This window comes from Microcoleus sp. T3_A4 (assembly GCF_036700465.1).
Lineage (GTDB): Bacteria > Cyanobacteriota > Cyanobacteriia > Cyanobacteriales > Microcoleaceae > Microcoleus.
In genome coordinates, this window is record NZ_JAUBOY010000009.1 from 104,590 (window position 1) to 125,857 (window position 21,268).

17 protein-coding genes and 1 pseudogene are annotated in these 21,268 nt (G+C 47.1%); 10 read left to right on the forward strand and 8 right to left on the reverse strand.

Annotated features, from left to right (window positions below; genetic code table 11):
- Positions 1–45: 45 nt before the first annotated feature.
- Positions 46–1,011, reverse strand: a complete 966-nt coding sequence (locus QUA07_RS07460; RefSeq protein ID WP_333084152.1) for a glycosyltransferase family 2 protein — start codon at positions 1,009–1,011, stop codon at positions 46–48.
- A gap of 285 nt (positions 1,012–1,296) precedes the next feature.
- Between QUA07_RS07460 and QUA07_RS07465 the strand changes: the two genes are divergently transcribed.
- Entirely contained in the window at positions 1,297–1,920 is a 624-nt protein-coding gene (locus tag QUA07_RS07465) for a TenA family protein (RefSeq protein WP_333084151.1), read from the forward strand.
- Between the two features lie 686 nt (positions 1,921–2,606).
- On the opposite strand, the gene QUA07_RS07470 is transcribed toward QUA07_RS07465, so the two are convergent.
- Positions 2,607–3,899, reverse strand: coding sequence for a pentapeptide repeat-containing protein (locus QUA07_RS07470; RefSeq protein ID WP_333323788.1), 1,293 nt, complete (start codon positions 3,897–3,899; stop codon positions 2,607–2,609).
- A 119-nt stretch (positions 3,900–4,018) separates the two neighbouring features.
- Between QUA07_RS07470 and QUA07_RS07475 the strand changes: the two are divergent.
- Positions 4,019–4,474: pseudogene (locus QUA07_RS07475) on the forward strand (aspartyl protease).
- A gap of 237 nt (positions 4,475–4,711) precedes the next feature.
- Here QUA07_RS07475 and QUA07_RS07480 read toward each other — a convergent pair.
- Entirely contained in the window at positions 4,712–5,224 is a 513-nt protein-coding gene (locus QUA07_RS07480; RefSeq protein WP_333323790.1) for a DUF1648 domain-containing protein, read from the reverse strand.
- Between the two features lie 101 nt (positions 5,225–5,325).
- Here QUA07_RS07480 and def point away from each other — a divergent pair, with 101 nt between their 5' ends.
- The 3 genes from def (at position 5,326) to QUA07_RS07495 (ending at position 7,608) form a co-directional block, all read left to right on the forward strand.
- Positions 5,326–5,886, forward strand: coding sequence for a peptide deformylase (def, locus tag QUA07_RS07485; RefSeq protein WP_190659061.1), 561 nt, complete (start codon positions 5,326–5,328; stop codon positions 5,884–5,886).
- A complete protein-coding gene (locus tag QUA07_RS07490) occupies positions 5,886–6,086 on the forward strand; it encodes a hypothetical protein (RefSeq protein WP_199292547.1) in 201 nt (66 codons plus the stop codon). Before def ends, QUA07_RS07490 begins: the two co-directional genes overlap by 1 nt.
- Before the next feature lie 184 nt (positions 6,087–6,270).
- Positions 6,271–7,608: a PrsW family glutamic-type intramembrane protease gene (locus QUA07_RS07495; RefSeq protein ID WP_333323791.1), complete on the forward strand. Its 1,338-nt coding sequence runs from the start codon at positions 6,271–6,273 to the stop codon at positions 7,606–7,608.
- Between the two features lie 36 nt (positions 7,609–7,644).
- Here QUA07_RS07495 and QUA07_RS07500 read toward each other — a convergent pair whose 3' ends face one another.
- Positions 7,645–8,298, reverse strand: a complete 654-nt coding sequence (locus tag QUA07_RS07500; protein ID WP_333323792.1) for a hypothetical protein — start codon at positions 8,296–8,298, stop codon at positions 7,645–7,647.
- A gap of 507 nt (positions 8,299–8,805) precedes the next feature.
- Here QUA07_RS07500 and QUA07_RS07505 point away from each other — a divergent pair.
- Positions 8,806–9,858 (forward strand): Gfo/Idh/MocA family oxidoreductase, encoded by a 1,053-nt coding sequence (locus tag QUA07_RS07505; protein ID WP_333041122.1) that lies wholly within the window; start codon positions 8,806–8,808, stop codon positions 9,856–9,858.
- A gap of 417 nt (positions 9,859–10,275) precedes the next feature.
- Here the strand turns inward: QUA07_RS07505 and QUA07_RS07510 are convergent, their stop codons facing one another.
- Positions 10,276–11,262, reverse strand: coding sequence for a GDSL-type esterase/lipase family protein (locus QUA07_RS07510; RefSeq protein ID WP_333084144.1), 987 nt, complete (start codon positions 11,260–11,262; stop codon positions 10,276–10,278).
- 782 nt (positions 11,263–12,044) lie between these two features.
- Between QUA07_RS07510 and btpA the strand changes: the two genes are divergently transcribed.
- The 4 genes from btpA (at position 12,045) to QUA07_RS07530 (ending at position 17,326) form a co-directional block, all read left to right on the forward strand.
- Positions 12,045–12,932, forward strand: a complete 888-nt coding sequence (gene btpA, locus QUA07_RS07515) for a photosystem I biogenesis protein BtpA (protein WP_333323793.1) — start codon at positions 12,045–12,047, stop codon at positions 12,930–12,932.
- Positions 12,933–13,087: 155 nt separating this feature from the next.
- Positions 13,088–14,011, forward strand: a complete 924-nt coding sequence (locus QUA07_RS07520; RefSeq protein ID WP_333323794.1) for a vitamin K epoxide reductase family protein — start codon at positions 13,088–13,090, stop codon at positions 14,009–14,011.
- Positions 14,012–14,478: 467 nt separating this feature from the next.
- Positions 14,479–16,614, forward strand: coding sequence for a CHASE2 domain-containing protein (locus tag QUA07_RS07525; RefSeq protein ID WP_333323795.1), 2,136 nt, complete (start codon positions 14,479–14,481; stop codon positions 16,612–16,614).
- A 466-nt stretch (positions 16,615–17,080) separates the two neighbouring features.
- The gene (locus tag QUA07_RS07530; protein ID WP_333323796.1) at positions 17,081–17,326 is read left to right on the forward strand and encodes a hypothetical protein; all 246 of its coding nucleotides are present in this window, start codon (positions 17,081–17,083) and stop codon (positions 17,324–17,326) included.
- A 21-nt stretch (positions 17,327–17,347) separates the two neighbouring features.
- On the opposite strand, the gene nadB is transcribed toward QUA07_RS07530, so the two are convergent.
- The 3 genes from nadB to QUA07_RS07545 all read right to left on the reverse strand — a co-directional run bounded on the left by nadB (position 17,348) and on the right by QUA07_RS07545 (position 20,977).
- Positions 17,348–19,000, reverse strand: coding sequence for an L-aspartate oxidase (gene nadB, locus QUA07_RS07535; RefSeq protein WP_333323797.1), 1,653 nt, complete (start codon positions 18,998–19,000; stop codon positions 17,348–17,350).
- Positions 19,001–19,300: 300 nt separating this feature from the next.
- On the reverse strand, positions 19,301–19,735 hold the full coding sequence (gene psbU / locus QUA07_RS07540) for a photosystem II complex extrinsic protein PsbU (protein ID WP_333084137.1): 435 nt from the start codon (positions 19,733–19,735) through the stop codon (positions 19,301–19,303).
- A gap of 255 nt (positions 19,736–19,990) precedes the next feature.
- The gene (locus QUA07_RS07545; RefSeq protein WP_333084136.1) at positions 19,991–20,977 is read right to left on the reverse strand and encodes an adenylate/guanylate cyclase domain-containing protein; all 987 of its coding nucleotides are present in this window, start codon (positions 20,975–20,977) and stop codon (positions 19,991–19,993) included.
- Positions 20,978–21,268 lie beyond the last annotated feature (291 nt).

The following is a 21,268-nucleotide window of genomic DNA, read 5'->3' on the forward strand; positions in this document are numbered from 1 at the left end:
TACAACCGCTATCTTTAAGCCGTCAAGATAGTAAAAAAGTCCTGCTTATTTATCATTTTTTTGACGAAAGGGATCGAAACCAGCCACTTCTGCCAGCGTATAAAGCGGGCGACCCTTCACCTCCTCATAAATCCGCCCTATATACTGGCCCAAAATCCCAATACTCACCAACTGCACCGCACCCAAAAAGAAAACCGCCATAATCACAATTGTCAAACCAGTTAATGCCGAACCTGCAGAGAAAAGACGCCAATACAAAACCAAGAAAGCCATCAAAACAGACACGAAAGCCGAAAATAAACCCAAATAAATCGACAGTTGCAGAGGAACTTTTGAAAAAGACACTAAACCGTTCATCGCCAAAGCAAAAGATTTACTGAAGGTATACTTAACATCGCCAGCAAAACGCGGATCACGTTCAAACTTAACGGCCGTTTGTTTAAAACCAATCCAAGCGCGCAATCCCCGAATGTAACGATTGCGTTCTGGCATGGCGTTGAGTACATCCACTACGCACCTATCCATCAAACAAAAATCTCCGGTATCTATGGGAATATCCACATCAGCAAGATTCCGCAAAATGCGATAATACATATAAGCCGGCAACCGCTTAAACCAACCTTCTTGACGCCGTTGAGTGCGTTGAGCGTAAACAACTTGATAGCCCTGTCGCCACTGTTCTACCATGTCTATAATTAGCTCTGGCGGGTCTTGCAAATCGCCGTCCATGATGACTACAACTTGACCTCTAGAAAAGTTTAAACCAGCAGTTACAGCTATTTGATGGCCGAAATTGCGAGCAAAACTGAGGTAACAAATTCGCGAGTCTTTTTCGTGCAATTCTCGCAAAAGTTCGAGAGAGCGATCGCGACTGCCATCATTAATTAAAATTAATTCTACTGGGCCGTCCATTCGATCCATCACCGCACTAATTCGCCGATACAATTCAGCGAGATTTTCTTCTTCGTTATAGATAGGAATTACCAAGGAATACTTAGGTGTATCGTTCATTGCAGTTTCTGTTTAAAAATCGGCTTTTCAACCGTTAAATCAAAAGTTTCTTTTTCCCAAAACACCCTGGCTGCTTCACCAGAGATGTTCGGCAGGTAATTTCGCTCTTTGAGCCAGACAACAGCAGTCCATCAAATAGCCGCGTACCAACACTTATCTATTTTCTTAAATACGAAAAATAAAAGATACCATAAGACTGACACACGCCCAGCGAAAACATCTGTTATCATAGATGTTTAGTCAGACTATAAAAATTACAATCATAACCCATCGATTCAAAATTGCATGACAAATTCCAATTATCTTTGGCAAGCAAATCAAGACTTAAGCGAAGCTTGTCTGCAACATCCCTTTGTCAGAGGCATTGCTGACGGCAGCCTCCCCCAAAATAGTTTTGCATATTACGTTGCACAAGACGCATTTTTTCTGGGAGCCTTCGCTCGCGCTTATAGTATCGCTGCGGCAAAAGCACCCGACTGGGGGGGGTTTGAAATTCTCCACAATCTCGGTAGTGGCGTTTTAGAAGAACTTCGTTTGCATCAAGGATATGCAGCCAAATGGGGGGTAAACTTACAAGAGGCAAAACCGGGAATCGCTACCCGCCGCTACACAGATTTTTTATTAGCGACAGCCTGGGGGAGTGGTGTAGGTTTGACAGTAGCCGCCATGACTCCTTGCTTGCGGTTGTATGCTTTTTTGGGACAGCAGCTAGCTACAGGTAATATACCGGAACACGCCTTTAGCGACTGGATTTCCACCTATAGCAGCCCGGATTTTGAGATTTTAGCAAAACGCCTGGAAGGTTTGGTCGATCGCTACGCAGATGCTGGGCCAGAAGTAGAAGCAACCTATCGCTACGCTATGCTATGCGAAAGAGACTTTTTTCAAGCAGCTTGGGAAATAGAGTAAATTAAGTTTGTGCAAAAATGGAAAACTATCTTAAGCTACCTACACGCAGTAAATTTAACAGCCATGTACAGCAGGAATGTAGCAAATAATGTCATAACAGCATATCCCAAACAAGGCTGATTACTCAACACTAAACCGAGTGCCCTTGAAAGCTACACAATGCCGTAAACGTAGCGATGAACCGATTGCAGAGCACCGGAATTGCTCAGTAGCGCTAAAGAGCAAAAACCGAAATAGCTGACTGTAATGCTTAGCCTTTTTCGCAAATTCCCGAAATAGCCACAGCCCTAAATCATCGCAACTTTACTAACAGCTTGCAACCAGCAATAATGCAACCAAAAACGCCCAACAATTAATGAGCCCTGCTAATCCCACTTGCATTCCCAGAGTCGTGAAGTCGCGCATGAGCAAAGTAAACAGCGGATAAAAAGCGACAGAATGCTGGTGTCCATCATCTGTATAGCTGTAGCCTAAATTAGCTATTTCGATGTACCATTTACCGTCCCAATGCGAAAACAGTGCCGAGCCACTTTTGAGGAGTCAGCCACTTACAAAATCTAGAGGTGGCAGACTCCCATACAGGGGCAGTTTCTTGCCGACTAAAGGAGCAATTACCTGCATCCCGATCGCCATTATCGATCGGCTCAGAAACCACATAGCAATTACAAAAATTAACCCGTCCCGGCTTAACGTCCGAGTTTATTGGGAATCCCTTCGCAGCCACCGGGAATAGTCTCTCTCGACTTCGAGCCACACCAAGCGCAGCAGTAATAGCGCTGCTCGTCCGACAGTCGCTTGACAGCTGTGAAATCAGCGCGTTCCACCACAGCGCCGGTATGTTCGCCCGTTTGATAGTTGGGAAATTCGGTACGGCTGCGGGGGGATGCAGTTTCTGCCGAGCCGTAGAATAATGCGGCGGCTCTCATGTCGGCGCGAGCGAGATTGGCGTCATACAAGACAGCGCGCGAGAGGTTTGCTTTCACTAAATCGCACTTGCTGAGATTGGCGCGGACGAGGTTGGCTTCGCTCAAATCCGTCCATCGCAAATCAGTGCCAGCCAGGTCAGCACCCGCTAACATGACATTGAGATCGATAACGCGGATACCGTGATCCCTATCTTCAGCGTAGCCGCCGTCACCGTCAAGGATGGGACGGCCTAAAAGCCGATCGCGCTTCAGAGGAGTAACCAATCTCGACTGCGACAAAAACCGCAGAATTTTAGCTTTACCTTCAGCATCTACACTGCTCATAATCGCAGCGGTGCGGCCTTCTGCGATCGCCCTTTCCTGCGGCCAGTCTTCCAAAAACCCTTGTTCGTCAAGGGCCAAGTCGGAAACCCCTTGAAAATAAGCATCGATCGTTTGCTGCTGCGTAATTCTGTTTTGCTGAATCGTCAAATCTTTCGAGATCACGTACTGCCGCCAAGCCACATAAACGCCCAAAATCGCGATCAAAATTTGGCCCAAAGCGCCGATCAACTCGCCGAGAGCGCCGATGGCGTCCCAGTTGATTTGGATGTTGCGGCTTCCCGGTTCAGTATTACTACCGCTGAGCATCAGCAAGCCAACAATCCCAGCTAAAAGCCCAAAGCAGGCGACTATCAAAGTGCGCCAAGTCGGCGGAATTACCTGCGCCCAGATTTTGCCCCAACTCGGCCACATCAGTCGCAGCGATATGCCGATCGCACCGACAGCGCCCATTAAGCCCAGCCAAATGTTGTCATTGGCGAGCCCAAAAATCATCGCTGCGATCAACCCCAGCGTCAGCACCGATCCCGACTTCTCAGTAGTCGTTTGTTCCGGCTGCTGCGGCAAAAACACCTTGCGAGTTGGAGGCGGTGGCACCGGTTTTTTCGGTTCAGCAGTAACGACGATTGTCCCTGATTCTGGTGGCACAGTAGGGCTCGCACCGTTCTGACTTTCTACAGTCACGTTAGACTCAGGGCGATTGGGTTGAGAAGAGTTGTTTTCTGGTGTCATGCGTTGAGGCAAATTCTAATTTTAGCCGATCACTAAAACGATTTTAACTAACCTAGCAGTATTCTAGATAATATTACAATAGAAATATCCACTAATTATACTCAAAGAGGTAACAGATTATGACCCTGGTACTCCCCAATCTGCAAGAAAAAAAAATGGGTCAAGTAATCACTACAATCACCGTCACGAATCGCATCGATCTAGTTATGGCTGAACGGGGATTCATTGGTGCTGAGGAAGTTCGCTCTGTTACCATCGATAACGTTGTTGTCGATACCGGAGCAACTCTGCTTTCCTTGCCCGCTCCTATTATTAGCCAGCTAGGGTTAAAACAAGTAGGAGAAAGAGATGTATAAACATCCGCTGGCATCAAAAAAGGTAAAATTTTTGCCGACGCTCAAATTATTGTAGAGGGCAGAGAGGGCAGATTTGATTGTTTAGAATTACCGGAAGGCGTTTCGGCTGTTTTGTTGGGCGTGATTCCAATGGAAGAACTAGGCTTAGAACCAGATTTAAAAAATCGACGGTTGCGAGTATTGCCGATGAACAATCAGCAAACATATCTGATGGGTTAGTCGATCGGCGTTTACCGTAGCACAAACCTCTCGCCTGTGATTTCTCTCATCTCCAGTCAATTACCCGCCATCAAAAATGTTGGTCGTGAGGACTACTAAACTCCTCATAAAGTTTTTATGATTTTATTACTACTTACAAAGTAACTTTATTTGTGAGAGGTTAGATATTATTAACTGCGCTTAAAAATTGACCCAAAAACCCAGTTTTTAGGTATATGTAAGATTTTTGCCCTACATCTAGCGAGCAAAATAAGCCTTGAGCAAATACACGCCAACCGTCCCAAATATCAAAACAACTAACCCTAAAAGTAACTCGATACTAAACCTTTGAGCATTGCCCAAAGCGACAAGAATTTGCTGCCGCACTACAAACGCCAACAGCCAGCAAATCTCGGCCTTCAGCCAAGCCAAAAGACTTCGCCCCAACATATATTGCCGGCGAGCGTTCTCAGGAGTAATCCGTACCGGATAATTAAAAGTATGCGGATAGCGCGATACCGCAGTTAAAACCGCAAAAATAATGGCAGCAACCGCCGGCACGATCCAAATCGTCACCTTGTCGCCCCAAGCATCAGCCAGCCCCCCCAAGCCGAAATGAATCGGAATTCGATCGGGCAAAACCGCCCAAAACTTGACGATGAGCAAAACAGCCAGCAAAAGCGCGATCGCACCTAAAAGCTCTACCGCCACTACAACAGGCGAAAGCCTCAGAGAAATAACCGGCCGTTGGTTTGGTGTGTTTCCAGTCATGGCTACTGAAAATTAGATTAATATTGAAAATAATAGTATTGCTTCCAATTTCATTCCCCAACAGCTTTAGTTGGGGGTTTCCAAACATCCCGCGAGGTTCTATGACGGCTCAGGTCTTGATTGAAAAGAAAAAGTTAGAAAAACCGCCCCTAACAATACACACATTAGGCGATCGCGTCCTGCGGCAGCCAGCCAAGCGCGTCAAAAGCGTCGATGCAGAAATTCGGCAGCTAGTCCGAGAAATGCTGCAAACCATGTACAGTGCCGACGGTATCGGTTTGGCTGCACCCCAAGTCGGAGTCCACAAACAAGTAATTGTCCTCGACTGTGACCCGGAAAACCCCGCCACACCCCCAATTGTTTTGATCAACCCCACCATCAAAAGTAGCAGCGGCGATATCTGCATCTTGCAAGAAGGGTGTTTGAGTATTCCGGGAGTTTATTTAGAAGTCAAACGCCCAGAAGTCATTGAAGTCTCCTACCGCGACGAATACGGCCGCCCACAAACCCTGATAGCAACAGAGTTACTGTCGAGAGCAATTCAGCACGAAATGGATCACCTCAACGGAGTGCTGTTTGTAGACAGAGTAGAAAACAAGCTGGCACTAAATGAAGCATTAGTCAAGCATAAATTTTCCCCAAAGGCAGTAAAATCAGTATGATGGCAGGAACTCCGAAAAGTGGTTTACTCTTAGCTCTTTCGTGCATCACTGCGATCGCGGCAGTCGGCTCCATCTTTGAGCTGTCATCGGGAGAAGCTCAACTGGGCAATTTAGTCACGGGCATCATCCTTGCCCTGAGCGTACCGCTAACTGGCATATTTTTCTATGCAGCCGTTCAGGATGCCAGGGCCAATCTCTAAGCAGAGTTATTAGTCATTAGTCATTAGTCAGCAGTTATTAGTAATTAGTAATTAGTAATTAGTAATTAGTCAGCAGCTAACAACCAATAACTGTGGAATAAAGACTGCTCAAAAATAACATCAGCTAACAGCTCGCGAGCTCATGACCAATGACTAATGACTAATGACTAATGACTCATAACTCATGACTAATGAAATCGGATTTCTGCGACAAGTGCCAGCCAAAGATGCTGCAGGAACGCCAGCATCCAAGTACCAACTTTCTGAAGAAGGGGAATTGGTCATCGGACGCGATCGCAATTGTCAAATAGCTTTAGAGTCGATCGCCCACGGCATGGTTTCCCGTCGCCACGCCATGATCCGTCCCCTGACTCAGGGTACTTTGACGAGATGGGAAATTTGCGACCTCAACAGCGCTAACGGAACTTATATCAACGGAAAAAAGCTCTCTGGCTGCCAAACTTTAGAAACAGGCGATCGCATCAGTCTCGGCCTTGACGGCCCTGAATTTATATTTGAATCTCCCGTAACTCCTTACCAAAATCAACCCGGATTAAGAGCACCACAAACGGGCAATTTGGCTGGTAGCGAAAAAGACGCTCTCACTTTAACTCAATTATTCCCGATCGCATCCACTGGCAAACAATTAAGCCAAAAAGCTTACTTATATCCAGGTATTGCCACAGTTATTGTTGTCGTGTCGATGTTTGTCGCGGTTGGAAATTCTGCAGCCTTCAACTTGCTGCTGTCAGCTTACCTCGCCGGTGCGGCTTACTACTTTATCTATCAACTGTGTGGCAAACACAAGCCTTGGTGGGTATTGCTTGGTTCGGCTTTAGCTACAGTCCTGATTGTGATCAGCCCCTTATTAATTGGATTTATATTAGTATTTAGAGAAATTTTGCCCGGCCGCCTGCCCACCGAAGGCGAAACAATCAGTTTTTTGCCTTTTTTGACCAGAATGTTTTTTGGGGCGGGTCTAATGGAAGAATTGCTGAAAGCCCTGCCCGTTTTGGGAGCGATGTTGCTGGGAAATTGGCTGCGAAATCCGTGGCGCGATCGCATCGGTGTTTGGGAACCTTTAGACGGAATTCTGTTAGGAAGTGCTTCGGCAGTCGGCTTTACACTGTTAGAAACTCTGGGACAGTACGTTCCCAATGTCATCCAAAATGTCACTCTGCAAGCAGGACCCGACGCCGGACAATTAGTAGGATTGCAGTTGCTAATTCCCCGCATTTTGGGTTCCGCCGCCGGACACATGGCTTACAGCGGCTATTTGGGATATTTTATCGGTTTGAGCGCGCTTAAACCCAGGAAGCGCTGGCAAATTTTGGGCGTAGGTTATTTCAGCGCTTCCGCACTTCACGCTTTGTGGAATGCGTCGGGAGCCGCCAGCGTACTTTTGCTGGCCTTGGTGGGAGTTTTGTCCTATGCGTTTTTGGTAGCAGCGATTTTGAAAGCCAGAGCTCTGTCTCCGAATCGAGAGCAAAATTTTGCAACTCGAATATTTTCTGAAAAGTGACTGCTGAGTGCTTAATTGTTGATCTGCCAGGGCACCTCAAGCTGCCATTTTTTTCTTGTGTTTTAACCAGGTCAAACCTGCCAATGCTAAAGCTGTGCCCCCTGCGGCGAGAGGTTCGGGAACTGGTTCGGGTTGGGTATTCACTAGAGTGTAAGAAACAGGGGTATCACGGACGATCAATCTACTGTATATCTCATAGCTATCGGTGATGATCGATCCATCGTCTATATATGATTGATAGTTGATATTTCTGTGCACAGTCTCATTAGTCGAGGAGTAATAGGTAAATCCTATAGACCAAGATTCGTAGCTCTCATGTATCCAGTAAAAAGGCCCTCCTGGTTCGTCTGGAGGACTGATATATTCATTTATCACACTGTAGCCGCCCCTTGCAAACAGTCCTCGAAAAGCTCCTTGCTCAAAAGAAGCTGTAGCCCCTGCCAAATTGTAATATTTTTCCCATCCTTCCAATCTTCCCTCGGAAACGGCAATTTCTTCAAGTCCTATTCCTGTAAGCGAGGAGTTATTGAACTTAAAAAAACCGCTACGTGAACTATTTTCCACTTGGAAATTGTAGGTGAGTACGGCGGCTTGTGCTTTGTCTACTCCTACCAATGACACAGATGAAAACACACTTAAAATTGTGCTAGCGATCGCACTTCCTAATCTGTGCCTTTGTTTGTGACTCATTGTTTTTTCATTAAGCTTTACGTAAGTGTAATTTATTTGAGTGAGCGATCGCCCGTAATTATCCCCATTCTTAAAGTAAATTTTTTTGAAGTCAAAGATTGCCGAATGTAAATAACCGAACTAATACGGATGCGTCATCTGTTCTATTTGTATAATTTATGACTTTCACTATTACTTTTGAACACAAACTAGAAAAATGTTTGATCGTAATCGCCAAATATTCCGACGGGTTTGTGTTGTGGCGATGCTGCGGACGAGCGTCCCAATTGGTATACACACTTAATAAATTTTGTCAATACCTAATTTCCAGACATTTTACCCCTGTATTCTGCCCTTGTGTATGATTCGCTACTGCTTAATTGCCTGATGCGATAATCGCAACTGAACTTAGAAATTCTTCACAAATAGTTTGACTGTGGTACTATCTGGATGGCTGTGAGTAGCTGAGGGAAGCCAAGGGGCTTGATTCCTGTGGTGGTGGAGGAGAATCCAGGAGTGCTAGATAGGATGTCATTGGGATACGCAAACGTTTTCGCCCAGCGAAGTCAACCCGAACCCCTCCGCATTGGGGTGATTGGGGTTGGCAATATGGGCCAGCACCACACACGAGTTCTGAGCTTGCTAAAAGATATCGAACTCGTGGGTGTTGCAGACATAAATGTAGAGCGGGGAATAGATGTAGCAAGCAAATATCGGGTTCGCTTCTTTGAAGACTACCGAGATTTGCTCGCCCACGTAGATGCAGTTTGCGTCGCTGTTCCAACTCGCCTGCACCACCCTGTGGGGATGTCTTGTCTCCAAGCGGGTGTTCACGTTTTAATTGAAAAGCCGATCGCGGCTAGCATTGCCGAAGCCGAATCTTTGGTCAACGCGGCTGCAGAGGCCCACCGGATTTTACAAGTGGGTCACATCGAGCGCTTCAATCCAGCTTTTCAGGAACTCGGCAAAGTGCTGAAAACTGAAGAGTTACTGGCATTGGAAGCTCACCGGATGAGTCCCTATTCCCAGCGGGCTAACGACGTATCGGTAGTTTTGGATTTAATGATCCACGACATCGACTTGCTCCTGGAATTGGCAGATTCCCAAGTGGTGAAGCTGACCGCCAGCGGCAGCAGGGCCTCAGATTCAGGTTATTTAGACTACGTGACAGCAACGTTGAACTTTGCTAACGGCATTGTCGCCACCTTGACTGCCAGTAAGGTGACGCACCGCAAACTCCGTTCCATCGTGGCTCACTGCAAGAATTCTCTGACAGAGGCAGATTTTCTCAACAACGAAATCTTGATTCACCGACAAACAACCGCCAATTACGTGACGGATTACGGTCAGGTGCTTTACCGTCAAGATGGGTTGATCGAGAAAGTTTACACCAGCAATATTGAACCGCTCCACGCAGAATTGGAGCATTTTATTAATTGCGTGCGGGGTGGAAATCAGCCTTCTGTGGGAGGAGAACAAGCTCTCAAAGCTCTGCGGCTTGCGAGTGTAATCGAGCAAATGGCTCTCGACGGTCAAGCTTGGTATCCGAAAGAGCTAGAGTCTACTTTGCAAGTTAGCTAAATCGAGACAAATCGTGTCGTTTCCGGGTGCTTTTACAGTTTGGGTTTGTTGTTCGTTGAAGAGAGTAACTGTTCCCATGCAACCGGATTCGATATCAGTCGATTTGAGATTGGACAATTCGGCGTGAGAAGTTCGGCGTGTGCGAGCGTCGAGTTGCGCTCAATCGAACGATTTTAGATCTTAGATTGACAATCAAGCATCCAAGATACAAGCCCCCGGATTTATTCGTCTAGAAATTAAAAACCTGTATCCGATAAAGGAGTCCCCGAATTGATCCGTGGGGTCAAGGCTAAAATCTAAAATCTAAAATCTAAAATCGATTGACTCTGCAGATGAATCTGGGGGCTTGAACTAAGGTTTAAACTTTTTTGCTCTCGACAACAGGAGTCGTGGGCAAGTATCCGTCTTTAGGTGAAGTCACGATTTATGCCAACAAAGAGCGACTATTTGACGACTGATGGTTTTGCTAACTAGCTGATTTCCTTGAGGACTCAGGTGAATGCTGTCTCGATACAAAGTTGGAAATTCGGCCGCACAATTGAAAATGGGAAGAAAATCTATGTAAGTAATTTTCTCTGTTTCTACGAGTTCGGCGAGACGCGCTCTAGCTTTGACTTCCCAGTCGCGAGGGCCCGGGCCGCCGAGTTCGCCCCGCTTCGGCGTGACTGCTAGTAAAAACTTGACGTTGGCGGATACAGCTATTTTCTGGATTTGGCGAATAGCTTCTAAGTTGCAGGCTACTACATCGCTGCTTGTGGCTCCGGGTGCTGCCAATTGGCCTGTCGGCACTGCAGGGAGCAGGTAGCGGCTCAATAACTCTAGCGTAGCCGATCGGGGTTTGTGATCCGGGTAAGATCGATCGCGCCCCACAACCAGATCACAAGGAGCCGATGCAAACAAATCGTCCGTATTAAGCAGCAAAACCAAAGCCTTTGCCCCAAAAACACCGAAACGCTTGGCGTAAGCAAGTTGATTCCTCGGCCCCCAAGAATTGGCTGAGGCGTTGAGAACTTCAAAATTTGAATAGTTGACTTGTGAACCTAATTGTGTATTGTTCGCCAGATTCTGTACTTGCAGTCTCAAATTCCGAGTCATAATTTCCGAGATCGTATCTGTCTGATGTGTCCACCAACCACCGTTGGCGACAGAATCTCCCAACAGCAAGACGCGCAGAGTTTCTGCAGGGGGTATCGGGGCGATCGCTCCAGTACGCATCGAATACTCGTTAATCTCAATCCGGTTGCCCAAGCGACGCACCTTCTGGTTGGGCGCCAACAAATAGCCGCACTCGGCATCGGCAATATAAATCAAAGGATTACCAAAACCTAGCAGCACCCGCAGGAGCACTTCGATTGCTGCCCCCAATCCTGCGGTGACAGCCAAAATTATGAGAACAACTTCCACCACTTAACCTCGATAGAGAAGGAAAAATCCCTGCCGACACCAAGGTATAAAAAAGAATGCAACTGCAGTCAAGCTTTCATCCCCGATTGTAGTCAGTCGATTTGAGATTAAAGATTAAAGCATTGACTCGACAGATGAATCTGGGAGATCTCGCTAAAACCTGAACTTTTTTGTTTTCCAGGACTCCTGCTTAGAAGCAAGTATCTGTCTTGGAGTGACCTGTGTAGGTCGCCTTTGTAAAATCTAAAATCTAAAATCTAAACTGTTATGGCTGCGGGGTTGGAGCAACTTGGCGACCCGATTAAGTCAACCGAATCGCCCCCGTGGATATAGAATTCTAGAATATACCGTCAAAATCCGCCGTCAGCCGTCAGTAAGGAACCCCACGCTTAAAAGCGGGGGCTTTCAAGACAGTCCGGCTCTGTGAGCGAGATTGAACCGAAAGCCCAAACCTTACCAGAGACAGGATCAGACCTACGTTTTTTGAGTCACGATACCGGAAAATGCGACGCTAGTTTTCCGCTCTATCGCTGAGAGTTAAACAGGCTTAAAGGGGTCAAACCAGTGCTTTCAGCCTAACAAGCTCACTAAACATTCTCGAAGCGAACATTACCCCGAAAGGGAGATTGAGGCAACCATACCTCACCGGAGAGGCAACCCGACCTCTCCAACCCCGAAAGGGGATTCAAGGCGACGGTCGTCGCAGCCGCCTTCCTCCCCATGCGTAAAGTCAGGGGCTTCCCGCTCGTTTTTTGGTGAACTTGGTGGTTTCAGGAAAATCCGTGGACTTAAAACAAATATTCAAAACGCCGAATCCCATAATCGGTGTCGTACATTTACAGCCTTTGCCAACTTCTCCCCGCTGGGGCGGAAACCTCAAAGCTATTATCGGAAGAGCCGAGCAAGAGGCTACAGCGCTGGCTTCTGGTGGCGCAAACGGTATCATAGTTGAGAACTTTTTCGACGCTCCTTTTGCCAAAGACAGCGTAGATCCGGCTGTGGTAAGTGCCATGACTCTGGTAGTTGAGAGGCTAACAAATCTCGTGACGCTGCCGATCGGCGTTAACGTGCTGCGAAACGACGCCCACAGCGCGATCGCCATCGCCTCCTGCACAGGAGCTCAATTCATCCGCGTCAACGTCCTCAACGGCATCATGGCTACAGACCAAGGCTTAATTGAAGGTCAAGCTCACCAGCTACTGCGCTACCGCCGGGAATTGGGCAGCGATGTCAAAATATTAGCAGACGTGTTAGTCAAGCACGGGCGACCCCTAGGCAGCCCCAACTTGACCACAGCCGTCCAAGAGACGATCGGGCGCGCTTTAGCAGACGCCGTAATCCTTTCCGGCTGGACAACTGGTAGCCCTCCCAATCTCGAAGACTTAGAACTCGCGAGTGCAGCAGCGGCGGGAATTCCAGTTTTCATCGGCAGTGGCGCCTCGTGGGAAAACATTTCCACCCTCATGCAGGCCGCTGACGGCGTAATCGTATCGAGTTCCCTGAAACGAAACGGCCGCATCGAGCAGCCTATAGATCCGATCCGTGTCAGTCAGTTTGTAGAAGCCGCCCGCCGCAGCTCGTCACAGAAAGAGCGCGAACAGGAAAATAGAGATGCTAATGGCTCAAGAGGGCCAACACCGGAACCGGGCAAAGTCACAAGTAAAACGTAAAATGGGAATTGTTGACTGTTGGCAGTTGACAGTTGACAGTTGGCAGTAGTCAGTAGTCATCAGTTATCAGTCATCAGTCATTAGTTAACCATTAACAGTCATTAGTCAACAGTCAACAGTCAACAATTCCCAATTATCAATTACCAAATCAAAAAATGATTCGCCGACGTTCAACCCCTTGGATTCATCGCTGGTCTCGGACTGTGATGGCAGCGATCGCAGCCATAGGCGTCGTAGAAACGGCCTATCTCACGATCGCTAAATTCACCAATGGCTCGGTCATTTGTCCCACCAGTGGCTGCGACAAAGTTCTCAACAGTCCCTACGCTACAGTCTTTGGCACAGTGCCTTTAAGTTTGTTAGGCTGTCTGGCTTACCTGAGCATAGCAATCCTGGCATTGGCTCCCAAAGCTGTAAATCCCGACACCAAGAAAGGACTGCACTCTCAACTAGAAAACAAAACTTGGCAAGCGCTATTTATCATCACTGCTGCGATGGTAATTTTCAGCAGCTATTTGATGTATTTGATGGCTTTTGAAATTCAGGATCTGTGCATTTACTGCGTCACTTCTGCCTTATTTGCGCTGTCGCTGTTTGTACTGGTGCTAGTCGGGCGCGAGTGGGAAGATATCGGACAGTTGGTGTTTACAGGCATTTTGGTGGCAATGGTGAGTTCGATCGGTGCTTTGGGACTTTATAACAGCGTCAACTCACCTGCTCCTACTGTCTCTACCCCCGGAATTGTACCCCCTGCCGTCACTACAACCTCCGGCCCGGCACAAATGGCTTTGGCCCGCCACCTCCGACAAATCGGCGCTAAAGAGTACGGCGCTTACTGGTGTCCCCACTGCCACGACCAAAAAATGCTCTTCGGCAAAGAAGCAGCCAAAATAATTGATTATTTTGAATGCGATCCCAGGGGGCAAAATTCCCGCGCTGAAATTTGCAAAGCTGCTGCTGCGAATGTTAAAGGTTTCCCTACTTGGGAGATTAATGGTCAGTTTTATGCGGGGACACAATCTTTGGATAAACTCGCTGATTTATCGGGTTACACCGGCCCCCGCAACTTTCAAAACTGACAGGAAAGTTGGAGATTATAGATGACAGATTTTAGATTGATGGGCAGGAAATATCCTGGTTTTTAACTTAGTTTATGCTTGGCTCGTGCTGCGAAATCAATCTAAAATTTTGCATCTTTAATTAATAAAAAATAGTAAAAATTAGTGATAACGAAAAAAATAAAACAAGGTGTGGGTCTCTAGTATTTAGCTCGGTGAATAATTACTAAAACTTTTACATAAAAATGCAATAAACCGGGTTTCTGCTACCAGAATGATTGTTGAAATGACATATTTTGGTTGCGAAACCCGGTTTCTGCTGTTGCAGCCCGATCGCACCAAAAAACCAAAAAATTGGATAATTTAAAATCTAAAATCGACTCGCCCGCACCGAAAAACCAAAAAATCTAAAATCTAAAACCTAAAATCTAAAATCGACTTAGCCGATCGCCCCGGAGAGGTAAAACCTATACCTAGTAGTAGTTTAGATGCTCACAGGGCGAGGCCCACATCCCCAAAATATGCTAGAAACTATCAAAAAATGGGTCGATCGAGAACGCCGAGTATTGATTACTGCGAGTGCCGTTGCTAGTACGGTGATTGTAATGCGCTGGTTCGGATGTTTTCAGGTGTGGGAATGGGCTGCTTTCGACCACTTTGTGCGCTGGCGGCCGGCCGAACCCATTGACTCGCGCATCGTCATTGTAGAAATTAAGGAAGCTGATTTGCAAAAATACGGCTACCCAATTTCGGATGCTGTCTTGGCCCAATTGCTGCAAAAATTGCACGCTGGCAAGCCGCGGGCGATCGGCCTCGACATTTACCGAGATTTGCCAACTCAACCGGGTAACGCCGAATTGCTCAAAACTTTTAAAACTATTCCCAACTTAATCGGCATTGAGTTGATGCCCGACGAAACCAGGCTCGGAGTTCGCCCGCCTCCGGTACTTGACAAGCTCGATCGAATCGGTTTCAACAACGTTGTTATCGACGCTGACTCAAAAGTCCGGCGAACTTTGCTCTACGCTTGGCCCGGAGACGGCAAAACTCATCAAAGTTTCGCACTCAGACTGGCTTTGCTTTACCTCAAAAGCGAAGGAATTTCCCCTCAACCAGCGAGAGTCAATCCTAAATACTTGCAGTTAGGCAAGGGGGTTTTTCGGCCTTTTCAACCGAATGACGGTGCTTACGTTCGAGCAGACAGCCGTGGCTATCAAATTTTGACCAGCCTGCGCGGCCCGCGAGGCAGTTTTCGCACTGCATCGATGAGCGATGTGCTCTCTGGCACAGTACCTGCTGATTTTGTACGATCGCGCGTTGTCTTGATCGGCTCAAATGCCCCCAGTCTCAAAGACTTTTACCAAAATTCTTACAGTTCCGGTTGGTTTGGTCCTCCCCAGCAAATACCGGGAGTCGAGCTTCAGGCTCATTTCTTGAGCCAAATTTTGAGTGCAGCCATCGACGGGCGCGGGGGTATCAATGTCTGGCCAGAGGCTGCGGAGTTGCTGTGGATTTTGGTGTGGTCTTGGGCGGGAGCAAATGTGAGTTGGAATTTGCGATCGCTTGGTCGATCGGCTTACTGTTTATTAAGTATCTGTCTAGGTCTAAGTGCTAGTTTATACTTAGTCTTCTTAAGAGGTTGGTGGCTACCGTTAATTCCTCCCATCCTCAGTCTTGTGGGTTCTGGTGCTGCTGTTGTGGGTTATCTGGCTCACTTGCAAGAAGAATTAAAACGGTCTAAAGAATTTTTACAATCGCTAATCGATACAATTCCCGACCCCATTTTTGTCAAAGATCGAACTCACCGCTGCGTAGTTTTGAATCAGGCATATTGTCGGTTTATTGGCTATCCTTTAGAAATTTTAACTTGCCGAACCGATTACGATTTATTTCCCCAAGCCGAAGCCGAGATATTTTGGCAGCAAGACGAATTAGTATTTCAAACTCACCAGCCGCGAGAAAATGAAGAATATTTTACTGACGCTCACGGAATTACGCATCTAATTGCGACTAAAAGATCCCTGCATAAAGATGCCGCCGGCAACCTATTTTTAGTCGGAGCAATCAGAGATATTACCGAGCGCCAACTCCGCGCAAATGCCCTAGAACAAAAAAATGCTGAGCTCAGCCACCAAGCTTATCACGATTGTCTTACCGGTTTGCCCAACCGCCAAATGTTCTACGAATGCTTGCATAAGTCTTTAGAAATAGCCTCTAGCACTCAGGAATTGGTAGCTTTACTCTTTTTAGATTTAGATGGATTTAAATCAATCAACGACACTCTCGGACACAATGTGGGTGATTTACTCTTAAAAACAGTTGCCAGTCGGCTCAAAAAATGCTTGCGCGGCAGCGATACAATCTCGCGGTTGGGCGGCGACGAGTTCACAGTCATTTTGCCCGCAATTCCAGGTCGCGAGGAAGCTGCGAAAGTAGCTGAAAAAATTTGCGACGCTATCATGCAGCCTTTTATTTTAGAAGAACATACAGTTTCTGTAACTACAAGTATTGGGATTAGTTTATATCCCATTGACGGTCAAGAGCCAGAGATGTTAGTTAAGAATGCCGATGTTGCGATGTATCGTGCTAAGGAACGCGGGAAAAATCAATATCACTTTTATTAATTAAGAGCAGTTAACAACATAATGCAACTGTAGGTAAAGTCCCCACCCCCTTCTTGATAAGTCTGTGCAGCTAACTTAAAAAAATAGCTCGCTCCTTAAACTGTAAGCCCTCTAAGCTTTTTAAAACCGTTGAAAAAAATGTCCAAAGTAGTAAAATCTCAAATTTAAAATCATGTAATTTAAAATACTTTAATCGGTCATCTGCCATTAGATATACTTAGCAAAATATAAAATTTATGAGAACAACTTGCCGTCTTCTCTAAATGTTCCAAAATATTAAAATAAATCACAACCTGAAACCAAATTCAAATCGCCCAAAAGCCTTAATGTAAAAAAATTTATGTAAACTTACGAAAGTTAATTAAAGTAAATGTAAAGATATCAGTGGAAATACGGAAATTGATAGATATAATAGGTGGTACAGACGTGGATCTATTGCGGTGATTTGAATAAGGCTGTGAATACTATGCGTACTTTGATTCAGCTCACAACAACGGCAACCCTGGTGGCCGGCCTGCAAGTGAATGTAGTCGGCACCGCAAATGCGGCTCGACTTGCCAGCAACTCAACTAGCAATTTCACAAAAGCCCGTAGCACAGGCGAGAACCCCAGAGTTTGGACAGTTACACCAACCTCTAGGTTGGGAAATCCCCAACAATACGAACCAACCCCAAACGGGAACCCCGAAAGTGACGGTACGGGGACGCGCTGACCCCAAATTTTCAATAAATTTTCAATCTTCTATTCGCGGAGATTTGTACCAATTGGATTGGTTAATTAAAGTATGGCTGCACCAATCCGGATCGGTGAGGGGATAGTCCACTCGGTAATGACCGCCGCGACTTTCGGTGCGAAACGCAGCACTTTTGACAATTAAATAGCCGATATCCAATAAATTCCCCACTTCTCCCCAATTTCCCAAAATTGAGCTATTCTGGGCCTCAGCAGGGGAAAAATCAATAATTTGTCCGGGCCGTAAATTATCAAGCGTTTGACTCAAAGGCAACAAAGCAAATTCTTGCCGCCAAATCTCAAGTTGGACGATCGCCCTTTCCAAATCCCGCTGTCCCCGGCAAATGCCCGCACTCTGCCACACCAAATTCCGCAATTCAACCCGCAACCTTTCGATCGCCTCAATGTCCTGTTCAGAAATCGATTTTTCCCAGATTTCCCCCGCCTCGAACTGATCGGCGAATGCCTCGGCCCTTCCACCTTCTAGCTGCAAAAGTCCCATCTGCGCCCCAAAAACCAGACATTCCAGCAGCGAATTGCTCGCCAACCGATTAGCGCCGTGTACCCCCGTGCTCGCAGTTTCTCCCACCGCGTACAAACCCGGAATCGAAGTTTGGTTAAACTTGTCAGCGACAATCCCTCCCATCCAGTAATGGGCCGCGGGCGTCACCGGCACCGGTTCGGAAAAAATATCAATTCCCCAATCAGCGCACACTTGAATAATATTGGGAAACCTGTACCGCAGTCGATCGACCGCAATCGGGCGCAAATCCAGCCAAACATGAGGTTCCCCCGTCTTCTGCAAGTGGCGGAAAATAGCGCGACTGACAACATCCCTAGGGGCTAGTTCCCCGCTGGGGTGAGAGTCAAAAGCAAAGCGATATCCCTTACTGTCAACCAAATGAGCTCCTTCTCCCCGCACCGCTTCGCTAATGAGAAACCGAGGCGCGCCCGCGGTGCTCAGCGCCGTCGGGTGAAACTGCACAAATTCTAAGTCTCGCAGCAAGGCCCCGGCGCGCCACGCAATTGCCACCCCGTCCCCGGTACTTACCGACGGATTGGTCGTTTGAGCAAAAACTTGTCCGCCGCCGCCTGTCGCCAGCACCACGGCTTTGGCCTGCAGCCACTTGACTTGTGAGCCGCAAATCGAGCTAATCCCCTGACACCGCCCGGTTTTGTCTAGCCACAGACTCAAAGCAAAGGCAGGAGATACGAGTTGAATGTTTTTGCGGCTTAATACTTTTGCTGTCAGCGTACTGATAACGGCTTTGCCCGTAGTGTCGGCGGCGTGGAGAACTCGGCGGCGGGAGTGCGCTGCTTCTAGGGTGAGGGCTAAATCGGGGCCGGTGCGATCGAATGCAACGCCCATTTTCACCAGGGAGTCGATGCAAGCACCAGCTTCCTCGACTAAAAATTTCACCGCCTCCAAATCGCAAAGACCGGCTCCCGCAGCCAGTGTATCCTGAACGTGCAGCGCTGCGGAATCTTCAGGGGCGATCGCCGCCGCAATCCCTCCTTGAGCCCAATCGCTTGCAGAAACAGGCAGGGTATTTTTATTGATCAAGCCCACGTGCAAATGCTCTGGCAGGCAAAGTGCTGTGTACAAACCCGCCGCGCCAGCACCTATTACCAATACGTCAAATTTGTCAGTCATAAGTCTGCCGCCAGTCTATTTTAGATTTTAGATTTTAGAATTGAGTCTACAGATGAATCTGGGGACTTGAACTAATGTCAGTCAAGGGATTTTAGATTTTAGATTTTAGATTTTAGATGAATGAGGGGAACCCGCTTATTTCAATCTAGCGAATTTGGGTCGGCTTTTGCCGAATGGTGGTTGAAAGTAAGTCTTGAGAAATTAAAGGCAGAAGTCATCAGCCTGTAGAAAAAAATCTTTTCTTTCTGCCGAATGCCTTCTGCCCAATTGCGAATGCCTTCAAAAGAGACCCGCTGCTACCTAGTCGTAGAGACCATTATTCAACCGGTTGTCTCCTTCAATAAAGACTGATTCAACATCAGTTACGGTGAACTTTTCCATGTTAGCTTGCAGCACTTTTTTCTGAGCTTCCGTCAAGTCTGGAATATTGAGTACGTCCTCAACATTTTCGTAAGGAGCATTCTTAATAATTAGTCGAGCTAAAGTGGGATACAACCCTCGAAATTCCCGAAAGTCTCGGACGGCGCTGTTGTTCAAATCAAGTTTTTTGCCGTATTCTGTGGCAAGCTTCTCATCGGCGCGATTGGTTCTAGCCGGAGCTTCAACAGCTAGGAGCGAGGATGATGGCAAGACGATACGGCTCAAGGTTGCCGCGATCGCACTTTGGTCTCCAGCCCATGCAAAGCAGCCCAGCACTAAGCCCAATACTGCCAATAGACGACCCAATCGTTTCATGAAGTTTTGTCTCCCAATTTCATACACAGCATTTATGTAGAGACTACCATTTTGCTTATGCAGTTTTTCAGATAAATCCGCAATAGGTAGAGGGCTGTTATAAACTTTACATTTTGGTATTGACAAGGCTGACAATATATGATAATAGCCGACTTTTAAGCATCGCAGGCAAGTTTATCAAAGGCACTCCCAATTAAAAACTCGGACTGCCATTTTAAAGGGTTAATTTTTGCCCCGCCCCCAATTTTCTCGCTATCAAGAACTTTTTCCTTTCGTTTTGAGAAAAGCATTCAAGTCAGCATAAGTACCGCCGTAAGTCACGGTGGGAGTGTCGTAACCCTTTAAAGCAACGGTGTGCTGCTCGAAAGCGCCCTGGGCCCCCAATTGCGTCAGGTATTTGTAGGTAGTTTCTCCCACAGCGATATCCTTGCCGAGTTGCTTGGTGCAAGATTCCAGGCGAAATGCTGCGTTTACAGTATCTCCCAAGGCGGTATAGTCCGATCGGTCGCTGCTGCCAGAATTTCCCACCATTGCATAACCGGTATTGATGCCAGCCCCGACTCGCAAAGGAAAAGGCAGGGGGTAACGGCTGCTGAGTTCGTCTGTTGCCTTGTGCAGTTCGCTCAAAGCTTGGCAAATCCGCATCATTTCCTCGCTGCTGACACCGCTGGTTTTGTGGAACCAGACTGCCATGATGGCATCGCCGATGTATTTGTCCACCCAACTGCCGTGTTCGCGAATAATCTGTCCTGCTTTGCGGAACCAGTTGCCGATAACTTCCGAGAGGAGGGTTTCGTCTAGCTGCCTAGTCAAAACTGTAAAGTCTCGGATGTCCATTACCATGACGCTAATCAGGCTACGCACCGTCAAAGTCGCCGTAAAATCTTCAGAGTCTGTCTCGTGTATTGGATCGTGTCGGTGGCCGGCGGTTGGGTTGTAAAAGTCCAATTCGGTTTGACCGAAAATAATCCGATCGCCATTTCTGAGAGTGACAGGAATACTGACGCGCCGCCCGTTGACAAAGGAACCATTGCGGCTGCCCAAGTCGATCAGGTAGAACTCTCCTGTCTCCATTTGCTGTAACATCGCGTGATTACGGGAAATCCAGCGATCTGTCAGTACAAAATTATTGTCATCGCTCCGCCCTACTGTCCAGCAATTGCTGCCGGAGAGCGGCAAGTAGCGATTGCCGCTTTTCTCTGTACGAAGTACCAAATGTGGATTGGCTTGCAAAGTCACCACAGCCCTAAAAACGACATCAAGTCAACCGATTTGAGATTTTAAACTTTAAATTTTAACTTTACCGCGCGGCTTATAACTGAGATTGCTGCTAAAAAACCTCAAATCTGCTGTTCTCAAATCTAAAATTGTTTAGTCGATCGTCGATGCACCAAAGCATACAGGATTGCCGAACCACAATTCGATCGCCAGCGAAGGTAGTTATGGTTCGATCATAGGCGAAATTGTCATATTTTTCACCCCAAAGATGTCTCTGGGGAATTAAATTTGTTGCTTTTTGCGGAAACATAACTC